The organism is Streptomyces wuyuanensis, assembly GCF_900103455.1.
GTDB lineage: Bacteria > Actinomycetota > Actinomycetes > Streptomycetales > Streptomycetaceae > Streptomyces > Streptomyces wuyuanensis.
This window is the reverse complement of record NZ_FNHI01000010.1, coordinates 202,831-218,139: the sequence shown is the minus strand read 5'-3', so window position 1 is coordinate 218,139 and position 15,309 is coordinate 202,831. Positions and strand designations below refer to the sequence as shown.

The following is a 15,309-nucleotide window of genomic DNA, read 5'->3' as shown; positions in this document are numbered from 1 at the left end:
GGCCCGCCGGCCACGACATCGCTCAACGGTCCACCTTCTCACCCGCACCCGACGGGTCGGCGCTTTCCGGTCCGGTGTCCGGTGCCGGGTCACTCGGCTGCTCCTGGGCGTCGGCCACCGCACTCTCGTGCGTCTCATCAGCCGCTTCGCGCGCGGCGGCAGCCTCCCGGGCCGCTGCCCGTTTGCGCTGGGTGTACATCCTGACGCCTGCGAGGACAAGCAGGAGCACGCCGCCCGCAATGACAAGCATCACGGTGGGAGTGATCTCGGAAGCCTTGACCGTGAAGGTCATGGGTCCGCCGTACAGCTTGCCGTCCTCGGTGTACAGCTGGGCCGTGACCTGCACCGGGCCGTTGGCATTGGCGGCCGCCGCGAACTTCACCGACTGGCTGTGCCCGCCGTTGATCTTGATGGGCTGCTCGGCGACGACGCTGCCGTCATCGAGCTTGAGCCGCGTCGGATTGGAGGACTTCAGCCGGAGGACCAGGTTGTCGACCCCCTGGACCAGCTTGTTCTGCACCGTCACGGGAATGGTGGCGCTGCGGCCCGACAGCGTCAGGGCCGACTTCTGGATCAGTCGGACCTCGGTGGTGAGGTCCTCGAGATAGCTCTGCACACCGTTGCGGTACTGGGCTGCCACGCCGGCCTTGCCGCGCCACGACGTGGACATCTCCCGGTTGATCGCGTTGCCGAACGGCGTGACGACCCGGTCGGGGGAGGTGAGGATGACCTTGAAGCTGTCCAGGGTCTCCTGCGTGTTCTTGATGTCCTGGAAGGTCTGGACGGGCAGCTCGCGGGCCCTGAGGTTCTTCGGGTACTGGGACGCGGCCGGCACTCGGGTCGTGGCATCCGGGTCCGGCTTGGCCTCCGCGGCCGCGATCAGATCCAGCGGCTGGGTCCAGCGCTGGCCGGCCAGCCCCTGCAGAGCCTTGGCCATCGTCTGTGCCTGGCCCGCCGTCGGCGTTCGCTGGGGAGCGACCACGATGCTGCGCTGGGCGTCCGGCGCCTGCTGCGTGAGAGCCAGCGACTGGGCCAGGAACTGCTGGATCGCGAGGGTGGAGGTACCGGCGATGCTCAGATCCCCGTAGAAGGCCTTGGAGAGCCGTGCGTCCGCGACCACCGCGGTCGTCCCGCCGCCGATGGGGCGTGCCGCGGAAGGCGTGTATCCGACCGATCCGGTCTCCCTGAGGCTGTCGCTGCGGGCGATGATGTTGTGGGCCCCCGCCGAGGTCGCGACATCGACGATCGACGGGTCGATGGCGCCTTCCATGGGCCAGGCGAAGTCCGTCGACGGCTTCACATGAAGGATGGTCTCCACCGTCGTCTCGGCCACCGCCGTCGCCGGCTGCAGATGGCTGAGTGATCCGGAGACGTCCTTGCCGCGGTGTGCGAGGGACGCCAGATCCGGGTCCGCGAAGGGAAGAGCGACGACCTGGCGGTCCTGGACCGCCTTCTCCAGGGAGCTCAGCCACTGCTTGGCCACGGCCTGGCTGCGGCCCGGCACCGTGTCGCCCGTCTCCGTCCTGACCTCGTAGCTCCGTGTCATCGCGTCGACGGTGGCGAGCAGGTCCGGGTCGACCACCCACGTGATGGGGAGCTCACTGCCGAGCGAGACGAGCTGCTCCAGCCGGCCCCCGGGCGCGAGCTCCGCAGCCAGCGCGTCGTTCTCGAAGACGGGGGTCTGCTGCTCGTCCGAGCCGGTCTCCGCCGACAGATGGGTGGTGGAGATCAGAGGCCAGAGGAAGGTGAGCTGGGTCCTCTTGCCCGCGGACTCGGGCTGCCAGGGGAGGAAGGTGCGCTCGATGCCGAGCACCTGGTCGTACGAGTTGCCGGCGGTCCGCCCGGAGAGGGAGACGCCGAGCTGGTAGACCCCAGCCTTGTCGAGGTTCAGTTTGCCGACCGGGACGGTCAGGGTGAAGTCCTCGCTGATGCCGGTGGCGAGCCGATCGATCTTGACGTTGTACGGACCGCCGAGCGCCTTGGCATCCGCGCCCGGGGTGTAGCCGGTGGCCTTCGAGGCCTCGTCGATGTCCGGACGGCCCGACAGACGCGGTCCGACGCGCAGGTCGATCTCCGCGTCGGTGATCGCTTTCTTGCCCTTGTTGGTGACGGTGCCCGTGATGGTGAGCGTGTCGTCCTTCACAGGAGCGCTGGGAGAGAGGCCGTTCAGCGCCACATCGACGGTGTCGGCGTCGCTTGCCGCCTCCGACGCATGCGCGGCCGGCGCCGCCGGCAGATACAGCAGACCGGCGAGCAACGGAGTGCCCGCAAGGAGGGCGGCTGCGCGCCGCAACCACCGGCGGGCAGGAGACATGGCCATCTCCTTGAATTCTGCCGCCTCGGCCACGCGCTCGTCCGTCCCTCGTCGTCTCTTGCCGTTGGTGGGTGTCGCTAGGTGCGTCCCCGCATGGTAACGAGGTGCGCTGTGGCGAAGTGCTCGGGACTGCTCCACATGATCGGAAGGGCAGTGCAGGCAGGCGGAAAACAGGGAAGCTGCGGGCCGTGGGTGCACGTACCCTTTTCTGTTGTGCCGAACGCCAACGAAGACAACCTCACCGAACTGAGCCAGGTGCAGCGCCGCGCCGTGAGCGAGCTGCTGCGCGTGTCCCCGGTCGCCGATGATCTCGCCCGTCGATTCCAGGATGCCGGATTCCGTCTGGCGCTGGTCGGTGGGTCCGTACGGGACGCGTTGCTCGGCCGGCTCGGCAATGATCTCGACTTCACCACCGATGCCCGCCCCGAGGACGTTCTGAAGATCGTCCGTCCCTGGGCGGACTCCGTGTGGGAGGTGGGTATCGCGTTCGGGACGGTCGGCTGTCAGAAGGACGGTCGCGTCGGGGACGGTGTTCAGCGCTTCCAGATCGAGATCACGACGTACCGCTCCGAGGCCTACGACCGGACCTCGCGTAAGCCCGAGATCTCCTACGGCGACTCGATCGAGGAGGATCTGGTCCGCCGCGACTTCACCGTGAACGCGATGGCCGTCGCCCTTCCGGAGAAGGAGTTCATCGACCCTCACGGAGGGTTGCAGGACCTTGCCTCGCGCGTGCTCCGCACCCCCGGGACCCCTGAGGAGTCGTTCTCCGACGATCCGCTGCGCATGCTGCGTGCGGCACGATTCGCCGCACAGCTCGGCTTCGAGGTCGCCCCCGAGGTCATCTCCGCCATGAAGGAGATGTCCGACCGTATCGACATCGTTTCGGCCGAGCGGGTCCGTGATGAGTTCAACAAGCTGGTCCTCGCTCCGAACCCCCGTCAGGGTCTGGCGCTGCTCGTCGACACGGGGCTGGCGGACCGCTTTCTCCCGGAGCTGCCGGCGCTGCGGCTGGAGAGTGACGAGCACCACCGGCACAAGGATGTGTACGAGCACTCACTGATCGTGCTGGAACAGGCCATCGGGCTGGAGGAGGACGGGCCGGACCTCGTCCTGCGGCTCGCCGCGCTCCTCCACGACATCGGCAAGCCCAGGACCCGACGCTTCGAGCCGGACGGCCGCGTCTCCTTCCATCACCACGAGGCGGTGGGCGCCAAGATGACCAAGAAGCGCCTCACGGCGCTCAAGTACTCCAATGACATGGTCAAGGACATCTCTCGCCTCGTGGAGCTGCATCTGCGCTTCCACGGGTACGGCACCGGAGAGTGGACCGATTCGGCCGTGCGTCGCTACGTGCGGGACGCCGGGCCGCTGCTGGAGCGCCTGCACAAGCTGACCCGCTCCGACTGCACCACGCGCAACAAGAGGAAGGCGAGCGCGCTCTCGCGCACCTACGACGGACTGGAGGAGCGAATCGCTCAGCTCCAGGAGCAGGAGGAGCTGGACGCGATCCGGCCGGACCTGGACGGCAACCAGATCATGGAGATCCTGGGGGTCGGTCCGGGGCCCGCCGTCGGGAAGGCGTACGCATTCCTGCTCGAGCTGCGACTCGAGAACGGGCCGATGGAGCACGGCGATGCGGTGGCGGCACTCAAGGAGTGGTGGGCGACTCAGGGCTGACCGTGAACGGGGTCATGTTTCACGTGAAACATGACCCCGAGCCGTGTCGATGGCGATGTTTCACGTGAAACATCGCCCACCCCCTTTTCGGGGGCTCCCTCCAGTGCGGCGCCAGCGCAGCAGTGTCGCGGCGCCCAGACCGTAGAGCGCGGCCAGAAGTAGGACCAGCGGAACGGATCGCCCGTCAGGGGGCAGCATCCAGGCCGTTACCCCGGCGGCGCCGACGAAGGCGACGTTGAAGAGCATGTCGTAGAGGGAGAAGACCCGGCCTCGGAACTCATCGTCGATCGAGGTCTGCACGACCGTGTCCGTCGAGATCTTGGCCCCTTGGGTGACCAGCCCGAGGACGAACGCGGCGATGAGGATCGGCACCGGGGCGAAGGTCAGCGCCAGGGCCGGTTCCAGGATGGCGGCCGCGCCTGCGAGGGTCGCCATCCACCCGTACTGGCCGAGTCGGCCGACCGCCCACGGTGTGATGACGGCGGCGGCGAAGAATCCGGCGCCGGAGAGGGCCACGGCCAGGCCAAGGAGCTTCAAGCCCTCCGACTCCGTCTCGGACCAGGCGTACCGACAGAGCATGAGGACCATCACGGTCAAAGCGCCGTAGCAGAAGCGCAGCATGGTCATCGCGGCAAGAGCGCGGGCGGCGGTGCGCCGCTCCGCCAGATGGCGCACTCCGCTCACGAGGCCGCGGGCGGTCGACGCCAGGGCTGCCATGAGGTCCGGCTGTACCAAGTCCGGATCGGGCCCGAGGAGTTCGCGACCCATGCGAAGTGAGGCCAGAGCCGCGCAGAGGTAGAGCGTCGCGCCGAGGAGGACGACGACCACGTCGGAGTCGGAGGCGGTGATGCGCACGGCGAACGCGAGGCCGCCGCCGGCGGTGGCCGCGAGCGTGCCCGCCGTCGGGGAGAGGGAGTTGGCCATGACGAGCCGTTCCTCGTCGACGACCCGCGGAAGCGCCGCGGAGAGACCCGCCAGTACGAAGCGGTTGACCGCCGTGACGCAGAGAGCGGAAGCGTAGAAGAGCCACTCGGGAACCGGCGCGAGCATCAGCATGGCCGTGCAGCAGGCGAGGACGGCCCTCAGGAGATTCCCGTGGAGGAAGATCTGCCGGCGCGGCCATCGGTCCAGCAGAACACCGGCGAACGGGCCGATGAGGGAGTACGGCAGAAGCAGTACCGCCATCGCGGCAGCGATCGCTCCGGGGGAGGCCTCCTTCTCCGGAGAGAACACGACGTATGTGGCGAGCGCGACCTGGTAGACACCGTCGGCCGATTGCGACAGCAGCCGTACGGCGAGTAGACGGCGGAAGTTCGTCAGGCGCAGGAGTACGCGCAGATCACGTACGACAGGCATGTGGGCAAGCGTCACATACGAAGAGAGTCCCCGGGCAGATGCCACGGGGACTCTCGACGGGGCAGAAGGACGCGGGGTGCGCGGCCTGTGCCTGATTAGCGCTCGACCTCGCCCTTGATGAACTTCTCGACGTTCTCACGGGCCTCGTCGTCGAAGTACTGGACCGGCGGGGACTTCATGAAGTAGGAGGACGCGGAGAGGATCGGGCCGCCGATGCCGCGGTCCTTGGCGATCTTCGCGGCGCGCAGCGCGTCGATGATGACACCGGCCGAGTTCGGGGAGTCCCAGACCTCGAGCTTGTACTCCAGGTTCAGCGGGACGTCACCGAAGGCGCGGCCCTCCAGGCGGACGTAGGCCCACTTGCGGTCGTCCAGCCATGCGACGTAGTCGGAGGGGCCGATGTGGACGTTCTTCTCGCCGAGCTCACGGTCGGGGATCTGCGAGGTGACGGCCTGTGTCTTGGAGATCTTCTTGGACTCCAGGCGCTCGCGCTCGAGCATGTTCTTGAAGTCCATGTTGCCGCCGACGTTCAGCTGCATCGTGCGGTCCAGGATGACGCCCCGGTCCTCGAAGAGCTTCGCCATCACACGGTGCGTGATGGTGGCGCCCACCTGAGACTTGATGTCGTCACCGACGATCGGCACACCGGCGGCGGTGAACTTGTCCGCCCACTCCTTGGTGCCCGCGATGAACACCGGGAGGGCGTTGACGAAGCCGACCTTGGCGTCGATGGCGCACTGGGCATAGAACTTGGCGGCGTCCTCGGAGCCCACCGGCAGGTAGCAGACCAGGACGTCGACCTGCTTGTCCTTGAGGACCTGGACGATGTCGACCGGGGTCTCGGCGGACTCCTCGATGGTCTCGCGGTAGTACTTGCCGAGACCGTCGAGGGTGTGGCCGCGCTGGACGGTCACGCCGGTGGACGGCACGTCGCAGATCTTGATGGTGTTGTTCTCACTGGCACCGATGGCGTCCGCGAGGTCGAGGCCGACCTTCTTCGCGTCGACATCGAAGGCGGCGACGAACTCGACGTCACGGACGTGGTAGTCGCCGAACTGGACGTGCATCAGACCCGGCACCTTGCTGCCCGGGTCTGCGTCCTTGTAGTACTCGACGCCCTGCACCAGCGAGGCGGCGCAGTTGCCCACGCCGACGATGGCTACGCGAACCGAACCCATTCCGGCTGCTCCCTGTGTGTTCTCGTGCGAGACCCTGCTTCGGCGCGGGGTCTCAGTTGGTGGTGTCTTCGGACGGATCCGGCGGGTCAGGGCGCCGTGAGGCGGCACCCTCGGGGGACGTTCCGTCCCCGCGCCGGGGCAGGCCGCCCGACTCTCCAGATGTGTTGTCCTGCCGAGCGGCTTCCCCGGTGGTCGTGGACCGTCGCTGGTCCCGCCCCGCCCGCTCGCTCTCGATGAGTTCGTTCAGCCAGCGCACCTCGCGCTCGACGGACTCCATGCCGTGCCGTTGAAGTTCCAGCGTGTAGTCGTCGAGGCGCTCGCGAGTGCGGGAGAGGGAGGCGCGCATCTTCTCCAGACGCTCCTCCAGCCGACTGCGACGGCCTTCCAGCACCCGCATCCGCACTTCGCGCTCCGTCTGGCCGAAGAAGGCGAAGCGGGCCGCGAAGTGCTCGTCCTCCCAGGTGTCGGGGCCGGTGTGGGACAGGAGCTCTTCGAAGTGCTCCTTTCCTTCCGCCGTCAACCGGTAGACGATCTTGGCCCGGCGCCCCGCGAGCGAGGCGGCGAGGGCGTCCTCGGGAGCGCTGCCCGGCTCCTCGATCAACCAGCCGTTGGCGACCAGCGTCTTGAGGCAGGGGTAGAGGGTCCCGTAACTGAAGGCCCGGAAGATCCCCAGTGAGGTGTTGAGCCGCTTTCGCAGCTCGTACCCGTGCATGGGGGCCTCACGGAGCAGGCCGAGAACGGCGAACTCGAGGATGCCGGAACGTCGGCTCATCGATCGCCTCCTCTGCCTTCCCGGATGGTTATGCCGTGCTGATGTATCGACTCGATACATCCAGACGATAGAGCGACGGTTCTGCTGCGACAAGGGGGGCCCCTGTGACCGGCGTCACATCCCCAATTCCCCGCGAGCGAGTTGCCTGATTTGGGGTGAATTTTCGCCCCAGGAGGTTTTTGGTCGTGCGTAGTCTGTGCGCCATGCAGACCACCGGGAACCGTGTGACACCGAGAGGCGTCCTCGTCCTGGATGCATTGCGGATGAGCCCTCCGTCGGGCTGGTCCGTATTGATGTCGGGGGGACCGGATCTCAACTGCCGCTTCCAGGCGTTCGCGCCTGCTCGAGGAGTAGTCGTTCGATGAGCGAGCACCGTCGCAAACTGCCGCAGCCCGAGGGTGGCGGACGTGCCGCGGCCCGACGCGCCGCCCAACAGTCTCCGGGCCGCCGCGCGGCCCCGGGCGCGAGCACCAGCTCTCCCTCCGCGTCGCACGGAGAAGAGCAACCGTACGGAGGCCGCGCCGCCGCCCGGCGTGCCGCCCAGCGTGGAGGGGGCGGCCGCAGAAGGGCCGCGGAGGCCGGCGGCGCCGGGACCGGTGGTCACGGCGGTGGCCGGCGCGGTGGCGGCGGCCCGGGTGGACCAGGGCGCGGCCGGGGCGGTGACCCAGGGAAGAAGCGGCTGATCGACTATCCGCGCCACGGCAAGTACGGCTGGCGCCGATGGGTGCCGTCCTGGAAGCTCGTGGCCGGTCTTTGCCTCGCCTTCCTGGGAAGCCTGATGACCGCCGGCACGATCGCGTACGCGGTGGTCGGGATCCCCGAGCAGGACAAGGCCGCCGGGGCGCAGAACAACGTCTACTACTACGCGGACGGGTCACAGCTGGCCGCGACCGGTGGTGAGGTCAACCGTCAGATCATCTCGATCGACAACATCCCCTCCCACATGCAGAACGCGGTGATCTCGGCGGAGAACAAGACGTTCGAGACCGACAAGGGCATCGACCCGATGGGAATCGGCCGGGCCGTGGTCAACATGGCGAAGGGCGGCCAGACCCAGGGCGGCTCGACCATCACGCAGCAGTACGTGAAGAACGCCATGCTCGGAGACCAGTCCCAGACCTTGAGCCGCAAGGTCAAGGAACTCTTCATCTCCATGAAGGTCGGCACCGAGGTCGACAAGCCGAAGATCATGGAGGGCTACCTCAACACGTCGTACTACGGACGCGGCGCCTACGGCATCCAGGCCGCCGCCCGGACCTACTACGGCGTGAACGCCAAGGAGCTCACTGCGAGCCAGTGCGCCTTCCTCGCCTCGCTCCTCAAGGGTGCGACGTACTACGACCCGGCCGGCGCCACGGAGATCGACGCCAAGGCCACTCCGAAGGCCAACACCGAACGCGCCACCAAGCGCTGGATGTGGATCCTCGGGGAGATGCGCAAGGACGGGTATCTGACCGACGCGCAGTACACGGAGGCGGTCAAGCAGTTCCCCAAGCCCGACAAGCCGAAGAAGAACGCGCAGCTCGGCGGACAGACCGGATACCTGGTCGACCTCGCCAAGGCCTACTTCATCAACAACAACGACCAGGGCGTCACCGCCGAGGATCTGGCCAAGGGCGGCTACGAGATCCACACGACCTTCGACAAGAAGAAGATCGACAAGCTGACCAAGGCCGTCGAGAACGTCCGCAAGAAGAACATCGACGCGAAGAAGCGCCCGGAGACGGACACCCACGTCCAGTTCGGCGGCGCCTCCGTGAACCCCAAGACCGGGGCCATCGTCGCCATCTACGGCGGCGAGGACGCGACGAAGCACTTCACCAACAACGCGGACAAGACCGGTGCCCAGGTCGGCTCGACCTTCAAGCCGTTCGTGCTGGCCGCGGCCATGCGGGACGGCGTACGCGACCCCAACTCCGGCCCCGTCCAAGGCCCGGACGAGCGCACGATCGTGGACCCGGACAAGAGCCGGTACAACGGCGTCAACAAGCTCAAGATCAAGCAGTACAACGGCAGCGTCTGGCAGAACGAGAAGGGCGAGGAGTGGCTGCAGCGCAACGACGGTGACCAGTCCTACAAGGACATCAGCCTCCGCGAAGCGATGATCCACTCCGCGAACTCGCCCTTCGTCCAGCTGGGCATGGACGTCGGCATCGACAAGGTGCGCGAGGCGGCCATGGACGCCGGGCTGCGCGAGGACTCGCTGGTCGAGTCCGACGTCCCCTCCTTCTCGATCGGCATCTCCGACCCCAGCGCGATCCGTATGGCCGGGGCCTACGCCACGTTCGCCGCCAACGGCGAGCAGCGCGAGCCGTACTCGGTGAAGCAGGTGACGCACCGCGGCAAGGTGATCTTCAAGCACGAGGACAAGTCGGAGCGGAAGTTCTCCTCGGCCGTCGCCAGCAACGTCACCGACGTGCTGCGGGACGTCGTCGAGGACCCCGAGGGCACGGGCCGCAACGCCCGCCTCCCGGGCCGTGACGTCGCAGGCAAGACCGGTACCACCGACGGCAACAAGTCGGCGTGGTTCGTCGGCTACACGCCCCAGCTGGCGACCGCCATCGACATGTACCGGATGGACGACAACGCGGAGAACAAGAACCGAAAGTTCCTGGAGATGTTCGGAACGGGCGGTCAGCAGAAGATCCACGGTTCGTCGTTCCCGTCCGAAATCTGGCACGACTACATGGACGACGCGCTCAAGGGCACCGAAGTCGAGCGCTTCCCCGAGCCGGAGTCCCTCGACGGCGACGCCGTCTACGGCGGCGGTCTCACCAGCCCCGAGCCGACGCCGTCCGAGACGCCCTCGGAGACGCCGTCCGAGACGCCGTCCGAGACGCCGTCGGAGACGCCGTCCAAGTCCCCGAAGCCCTCGGAGTCCTGCGACCGGTTCGACTGGACCTGTGACCCGACCGCCGGTCAAGACGGTGACCCCAGCAACGGCGGGACCGACACGGGCACCACGGACGGTGGTGCAACGGACGGCGGTGTGACCACCAGCCCGCCACCGCCCGACGGGGGCAACGGCAACGGGTCGCAAGGAAACGTGAACGGCAGCGGCGGATGGCTGGGAGGCCCGGAAGGCTGACGGCCGGACCGTGAACACGCCGAGAGGGCCGTGGCCCCGGAGGACGACTCCGGGGCCACGGCCCTCGCCGTTGTCCACAGGCCGCACGCGTGCGCGGCCCCGTACGGCAGGATGTGCTCCATGCCGAGCCCGGAGAAGACGATGCCGCAGCACGACGAGCCGCAGGTCAGTCCCACGCAGAGGGACGAGATCGCGGCTGCCGGCAGTGAGCTGATCGGAGGCCCCCTCGGCCGCTGGGCCCGGGTCGGCGGCAGTCGGCTCACGCCCGTGAGGGTCGTGGCCCTGGTGGCCATCGGGATGTTCGCACTCGGCATGGTGCAGAAGATCCCCTGCTACGACTGGGCCTGGTTCCGGGGCACCAGTTCGCAGTACACGCACGCCTGCTACTCCGACATCCCGCATCTGTTCCTCGGACGCGGGTTCGCCGACGGCCTGGTCCCGTACTTCGACCGGCTGAACGGCGACATGGAGTACCTCGAGTACCCCGTGCTGACCGGATTGTTCATGCAGGTCGCCGCGTGGCTGACACCGTCCGGCGGCTCGATCCAGCACCGCGAGCAGATCTACTGGATGGTCAACGCGGGCATGCTGATGATCTGCGCCGCGATCATCGCCGTGTGCGTCGCCAGGACACATCGCCGCAGGCCGTGGGACGGGCTGCTGGTGGCCCTGGCACCGGCGTTCGCCCTGACCGCCACCATCAACTGGGACCTGCTGGCGGTCGCCCTCACCGCGGCGGCGATGCTGATGTGGTCGCGCGGACGTGCCCTGGCCTTCGGCATCCTGATCGGGCTCGCCACGGCGGCCAAGCTGTACCCGGTGCTCCTGCTGGGCCCCCTGCTGGTGCTGTGCTGGCGGGCCGGCAGATACCGGGAGTACGGGACGGCACTCCTCGGCGCGGCGGGGGCCTGGCTGGTGGTGAATCTGCCGGTGATGCTGGCTGCGCCCGAGGGGTGGAAGAAGTTCTACACGTTCAGCCAGGAGCGGCAGGTCGACTTCGGGTCCTTCTGGCTGATCATCACGCAGCGCACGGGCGAGTCGATCGAGGTCGACACGGTCAACACCTATGCGACGGTTCTGATGCTCCTGGCCTGCGCCGGCATCGCGGGACTGGCCCTCACCGCCCCGCGCAGACCGCGGTTCGCACAGCTCGCCTTCCTGGTCGTGGCGGCGTTCGTCCTCACCAACAAGGTCTACTCGCCGCAGTACGTGCTGTGGCTGATCCCCCTCGCCGCGCTGGCGAGGCCGCGCTGGCGGGACTTCCTGATCTGGCAGGCCTGCGAGGTCATGTACTTCCTGGGCATCTGGATGTACCTCGCGTACACGACGAGCGGGGACAAGCACCAGGGGCTTCCTCCGGAGGGCTACCAGTTGGCGATCGCCCTGCACCTGCTGGGCACGCTCTACCTGTGTGCTGTGGTCGTGCGGGACGCCCTGATGCCCGAGCGGGACGTGGTGCGGCAGGACGGCTCGGACGACCCGTCCGGCGGCGTTCTGGACGGGTCGCCGGACGTCTTCGTGCTCGGCCAGGCGGCGCACCCGCCGCGGCACGCGGCGCATGCCGTGGAGGGGCCGCGGGTGGAATGGGGGACGACCGGTTCGGCGGCCCACTGAGCCGGCCTCGCTGCCCTCCCTCTGCCCTCTCGGACGTCGGGTGGCCCCAGAGGGGCCCACGACCGCTAGCGGTCGACCAGACGGTCGAACTGGGTCGTCGTGTGGCGCAGGTGTGCGACCAGCTCGTCCCCGACCTTCGGTTCCGTCGAGTCGGCGGGGACGAAGAGGATCGAGACCTGCATGTGCGGAGGCTCCGCGAACCACCGCTGCCTGCCCGCCCAGACGAACGGCGACAGATTGCGGTTGACGGTCGCGAGGCCCGCCCGGGCGACGCCCTTGGCGCGCGGCATGACGCCGTGGAGGGCCTTGGGGGCCTCCAGACCCACTCCGTGTGACGTGCCGCCGGCGACGACCACCAGCCAGCCGTCCGAGGCGGCCTTCTGCTGGCGGTATCCGAAGCGGTCGCCCTTGGCCACACGGGTGACGTCGAGGACGGCCCCCCGGTATTCGGTGGCCTCGTGGTCGCCGAGCCAGAGCCGGGTTCCGATCCGCGCACGGAACCGGGTCTGCGGGAACTGCTGCTGAAGCCGGGCGAGTTCGTCGGCCCGCAGATGACTCACGAACATGGTGTGCAGCGGCAGCCGTGCGGCCCGCAGCCGGTCCATCCAGCCGATGACCTCCTCGACCGCGTCGGAGCCGTCCGTGCGGTCCAGGGGCAGATGGAGCGCGAAGCCCTCGAGCCGGACGTCCTCGATCGCGGAGTGCAGCTGGTTCAGCTCGTGCTCCGAGACGCCGTGCCGCTTCATCGAGCTCATGCACTCGATCACGACCCGCGCGCCGACCAGGGCGTGCACCCCGTCGACGGACGAGACCGAGCGGATGACGCGGTCGGGCAGCGGCACGGGCTCCTCGCCGCGGCGGAACGGCGTGAGCACGAGGAGGTCGCCGCCGAACCAGTCCTTGATCCGTGCCGCCTCGTAGGTGGTGCCGACGGCGAGCATGTCCGCGCCGAAGCGGGTCACCTCTTCGGCGAGACGCTCGTGGCCGAACCCGTAGCCGTTGCCCTTGCAGACCGGAACGAGTCCCGGGAACTGGTCGATCACAGACTTCTGGTGTGCCCGCCAGCGCGCGGTGTCGACGTAGAGGGAGAGCGCCATCGCCGGGTCCGGAACCTTTCTGGTGGCAGCGGTGTATCAGAGGTATGAGCGAGGTCAGGGAAGGATCAGCGGCGCGACATGTAGATGTCGAGCGCCTTGTGCAGGAGCTTGTTCAGCGGGAAGTCCCATTCGCCGACGTACTCGACGGCCTCGCCGCCGGTGCCGACCTTGAACTGGATCAGCCCGAAGAGGTGGTCGGACTCGTCGAGCGAGTCGCTGATGCCGCGCAGGTCGTAGACGGTGGCGCCCATGGCGTAGGCGTCGCGCAGCATCCGCCACTGCATCGCGTTCGAGGGCCGGACCTCGCGTCCGATGTTGTCGGACGCGCCGTACGAGTACCAGACGTGCCCGCCGACGACGAGCATCGTCGCCGCCGAGAGGTTCACCCCGTTGTGCCGTGCGAAGTACAGACGCATGCGGTTGGGGTCCTCGGAGTTCAGGACCGTCCACATCCGCTGGAAGTACGAGAGCGGGCGGGGCCGGAAGCGGTCGCGCTCGGCCGTGATCTCGTAGAGGCGCTGCCACTCGGCCAGGTCCTCGTAGCCGCCCTGGACGACCTCGACGCCGGCCTTCTCGGCCTTCTTGATGTTCCGGCGCCACAGCTGGTTGAAGCCCTTGAGCACGTCGTCGAGCGACCGGTTGGCCAGCGGCACCTGGTAGACGTACCGCGGCTGCACGTCACCGAAGCCGGCGCCGCCGTCCTCGCCCTGCTGCCAGCCCATCTTGCGGAGCCGGTCCGCGACCTCGAAGGCACGGGGCTCGATGTGGGTCGCCTCCACGTCACGCAGGCGCTTCACGTCCGGGTCCTGGATGCCCGCCTTGATCGCCGGGGCGTCCCAGCGGCGGATCACGACCGGCGGGCCCATCTTCACGGAGAAGGCACCCTGGTGCTTGAGGTGCGCCAGCATCGGCTGGAGCCAGTCCTCCAGGTTGGGCGCATACCAGTTGATCACCGGGCCCTCGGGCAGATAGGCCAGGTAGCGCTTGATCTTGGGAAGCTGGCGGTAGAGCACGAGGCCGGCGCCGACGAGCTGCCCGCTCTTGTCGAACCAGCCGAGGTTCTCGGAGCGCCATTCCGTCTTGACGTCAGCCCATGCCGGGACCTGGCAGTGACTCGCCGAAGGCAGGCTCTGGATGTACGCCAGATGCTGCTCTCGGCTGATGGTCCTCAGGGTCAGGCTCATGCGGGGCGCTCCTCGGCTGGTGTGTCCCCATGGGTCAGGGGCTCCGGCTCTCGCGCCGAAGCCTACTGGCCGGGGAAGCGCCCCGCGTGGCCGCGGGTGACGAGTGCTAGTAGCCGATCAGGCCGCCGAAGAGCCCACCGCGCGCCATCCCGAGGAAGAAGCCGACGGCCGAGGCCCCCAGCCCGATGACCAGAAGGAAGCGTTCGCGCGTGGTGACCGAGATGAACTGGCCGTACGCGCCCGTGAGGATCCCGATGAGTCCGGACCAGGAACTGAGCAGGTGAAGGTTGTCGAACTGCGCCGTCACGAACGCCACCACACCCAGGACCAGGGTCACGACCATCAGCGTGTCCTGGAGTGGATGGGGCTTGCCGTCGGTGGCGAGGAGAGAGCCGGTGGGATTCGGTTGCGATTGCGCCATGAAGCACCTCCTGGCATTCCCGGAGGGCGGCGTACTGTGACGCCGCCCACACCCGATGCGTACAGGGTGCGGTGGGTGGAGGCCGGATTTCAACCGGAAGAGGGTGTGCGGGTACTGTGTACCGTCTGCACCGGTGTCTGCCCAGGCCAGCACTCGGTCCCTCGCGCTCCCACACGGATGGCGAGGCCGACTGTCAGTGCCGCCTGATTTACTGCGTAGGCATCGATGCTCAACGCATCACGACCCTCCTGCCACGGAACGACCGTGGCCGCTGAGTCCAAAGGAGGTGGGTTCCACATGCGTCACTACGAGGTGATGGTCATCCTCGACCCCGATCTCGAGGAGCGTTCTGTCTCCCCGCTGATCGAGAACTTCCTCTCCGTCGTCCGTGAGGGCAACGGAAAGGTCGAGAAGGTCGACACCTGGGGCCGTCGTCGTCTCGCTTACGAGATCAAGAAGAAGCCCGAGGGCATCTACTCGGTCATCGACCTGCAGGCCGAGCCTGCGGTCGTCAAGGAGCTCGACCGCCAGATGAACCTGAACGAGTCGGTCCTCCGGACCAAGGTCCTCCGTCCCGAGACCCACTGAGCACCTAGCTCAGAGGT

The 15,309-nt window shown here is 67.9% G+C and carries 11 protein-coding genes; 4 read left to right on the top strand and 7 right to left on the bottom strand.

Annotated elements, in window-relative coordinates; translation table 11 throughout:
* Positions 1 to 22: 22 nt before the first annotated feature.
* Positions 23 to 2,347, bottom strand: coding sequence for a DUF6049 family protein (locus BLT82_RS16930; RefSeq protein WP_208867929.1), 2,325 nt, complete (start codon positions 2,345 to 2,347; stop codon positions 23 to 25).
* A gap of 180 nt (positions 2,348 to 2,527) precedes the next feature.
* Between BLT82_RS16930 and BLT82_RS16925 the strand changes: the two genes are divergently transcribed.
* Positions 2,528 to 3,994: a CCA tRNA nucleotidyltransferase gene (locus BLT82_RS16925; RefSeq protein ID WP_093655595.1), complete on the top strand. Its 1,467-nt coding sequence runs from the start codon at positions 2,528 to 2,530 to the stop codon at positions 3,992 to 3,994.
* Between the two features lie 60 nt (positions 3,995 to 4,054).
* Here BLT82_RS16925 and BLT82_RS16920 read toward each other — a convergent pair whose 3' ends face one another.
* From BLT82_RS16920 to BLT82_RS16910, 3 genes are all read right to left on the bottom strand, one after another.
* Positions 4,055 to 5,350, bottom strand: a complete 1,296-nt coding sequence (locus BLT82_RS16920; RefSeq protein WP_093655593.1) for an MFS transporter — start codon at positions 5,348 to 5,350, stop codon at positions 4,055 to 4,057.
* Between the two features lie 95 nt (positions 5,351 to 5,445).
* On the bottom strand, positions 5,446 to 6,528 hold the full coding sequence (locus tag BLT82_RS16915) for an inositol-3-phosphate synthase (RefSeq protein WP_093655591.1): 1,083 nt from the start codon (positions 6,526 to 6,528) through the stop codon (positions 5,446 to 5,448).
* A 52-nt stretch (positions 6,529 to 6,580) separates the two neighbouring features.
* Positions 6,581 to 7,300: a PadR family transcriptional regulator gene (locus BLT82_RS16910; protein WP_093655589.1), complete on the bottom strand. Its 720-nt coding sequence runs from the start codon at positions 7,298 to 7,300 to the stop codon at positions 6,581 to 6,583.
* 361 nt (positions 7,301 to 7,661) lie between these two features.
* On the opposite strand from BLT82_RS16910, the gene BLT82_RS16905 reads away from it, so the two are divergent.
* Together BLT82_RS16905 and BLT82_RS16900 are read left to right on the top strand one after the other, a co-directional pair.
* Positions 7,662 to 10,388 carry a transglycosylase domain-containing protein gene (locus BLT82_RS16905; RefSeq protein WP_093655587.1) on the top strand — a complete coding sequence of 909 codons (2,727 nt, stop codon included), beginning with the start codon at positions 7,662 to 7,664 and terminating at the stop codon, positions 10,386 to 10,388.
* Between the two features lie 120 nt (positions 10,389 to 10,508).
* Complete coding sequence (locus tag BLT82_RS16900; RefSeq protein ID WP_093655708.1) at positions 10,509 to 12,002, top strand: glycosyltransferase family 87 protein; 1,494 nt, start codon at positions 10,509 to 10,511, stop codon at positions 12,000 to 12,002.
* Positions 12,003 to 12,067: 65 nt separating this feature from the next.
* On the opposite strand, the gene BLT82_RS16895 is transcribed toward BLT82_RS16900, so the two are convergent.
* The 3 genes from BLT82_RS16895 to BLT82_RS16885 form a co-directional block, all read right to left on the bottom strand.
* Positions 12,068 to 13,099 carry an alanine racemase gene (locus tag BLT82_RS16895; protein WP_093655585.1) on the bottom strand — a complete coding sequence of 344 codons (1,032 nt, stop codon included), beginning with the start codon at positions 13,097 to 13,099 and terminating at the stop codon, positions 12,068 to 12,070.
* 65 nt (positions 13,100 to 13,164) lie between these two features.
* A complete protein-coding gene (locus BLT82_RS16890; RefSeq protein ID WP_093655583.1) occupies positions 13,165 to 14,283 on the bottom strand; it encodes a lipid II:glycine glycyltransferase FemX in 1,119 nt (372 codons plus the stop codon).
* A gap of 106 nt (positions 14,284 to 14,389) precedes the next feature.
* The gene (locus BLT82_RS16885; protein ID WP_093655581.1) at positions 14,390 to 14,704 is read right to left on the bottom strand and encodes a hypothetical protein; all 315 of its coding nucleotides are present in this window, start codon (positions 14,702 to 14,704) and stop codon (positions 14,390 to 14,392) included.
* A 297-nt stretch (positions 14,705 to 15,001) separates the two neighbouring features.
* Here BLT82_RS16885 and rpsF point away from each other — a divergent pair, with 297 nt between their 5' ends.
* Positions 15,002 to 15,292, top strand: a complete 291-nt coding sequence (gene rpsF / locus BLT82_RS16880) for a 30S ribosomal protein S6 (RefSeq protein WP_093655579.1) — start codon at positions 15,002 to 15,004, stop codon at positions 15,290 to 15,292.
* The last annotated feature ends 17 nt before the right edge of the window (positions 15,293 to 15,309 follow it).

What these genes read in the sequence shown, in the direction of transcription:
- BLT82_RS16920 (WP_093655593.1), bottom strand. Translation starts at nt 5,350, where the DNA reads ATGCCTGTCGTACGTGATCTGCGCGTACTCCTGCGCCTGACGAACTTC.
- BLT82_RS16915 (WP_093655591.1), bottom strand. Translation starts at nt 6,528, where the DNA reads ATGGGTTCGGTTCGCGTAGCCATCGTCGGCGTGGGCAACTGCGCCGCC.
- BLT82_RS16910 (WP_093655589.1), bottom strand. Translation starts at nt 7,300, where the DNA reads ATGAGCCGACGTTCCGGCATCCTCGAGTTCGCCGTTCTCGGCCTGCTC.
- BLT82_RS16905 (WP_093655587.1), top strand. Translation starts at nt 7,662, where the DNA reads ATGAGCGAGCACCGTCGCAAACTGCCGCAGCCCGAGGGTGGCGGACGT.
- BLT82_RS16900 (WP_093655708.1), top strand. Translation starts at nt 10,509, where the DNA reads ATGCCGAGCCCGGAGAAGACGATGCCGCAGCACGACGAGCCGCAGGTC.
- BLT82_RS16895 (WP_093655585.1), bottom strand. Translation starts at nt 13,099, where the DNA reads ATGGCGCTCTCCCTCTACGTCGACACCGCGCGCTGGCGGGCACACCAG.
- BLT82_RS16890 (WP_093655583.1), bottom strand. Translation starts at nt 14,283, where the DNA reads ATGAGCCTGACCCTGAGGACCATCAGCCGAGAGCAGCATCTGGCGTAC.
- BLT82_RS16885 (WP_093655581.1), bottom strand. Translation starts at nt 14,704, where the DNA reads ATGGCGCAATCGCAACCGAATCCCACCGGCTCTCTCCTCGCCACCGAC.
- rpsF (WP_093655579.1), top strand. Translation starts at nt 15,002, where the DNA reads ATGCGTCACTACGAGGTGATGGTCATCCTCGACCCCGATCTCGAGGAG.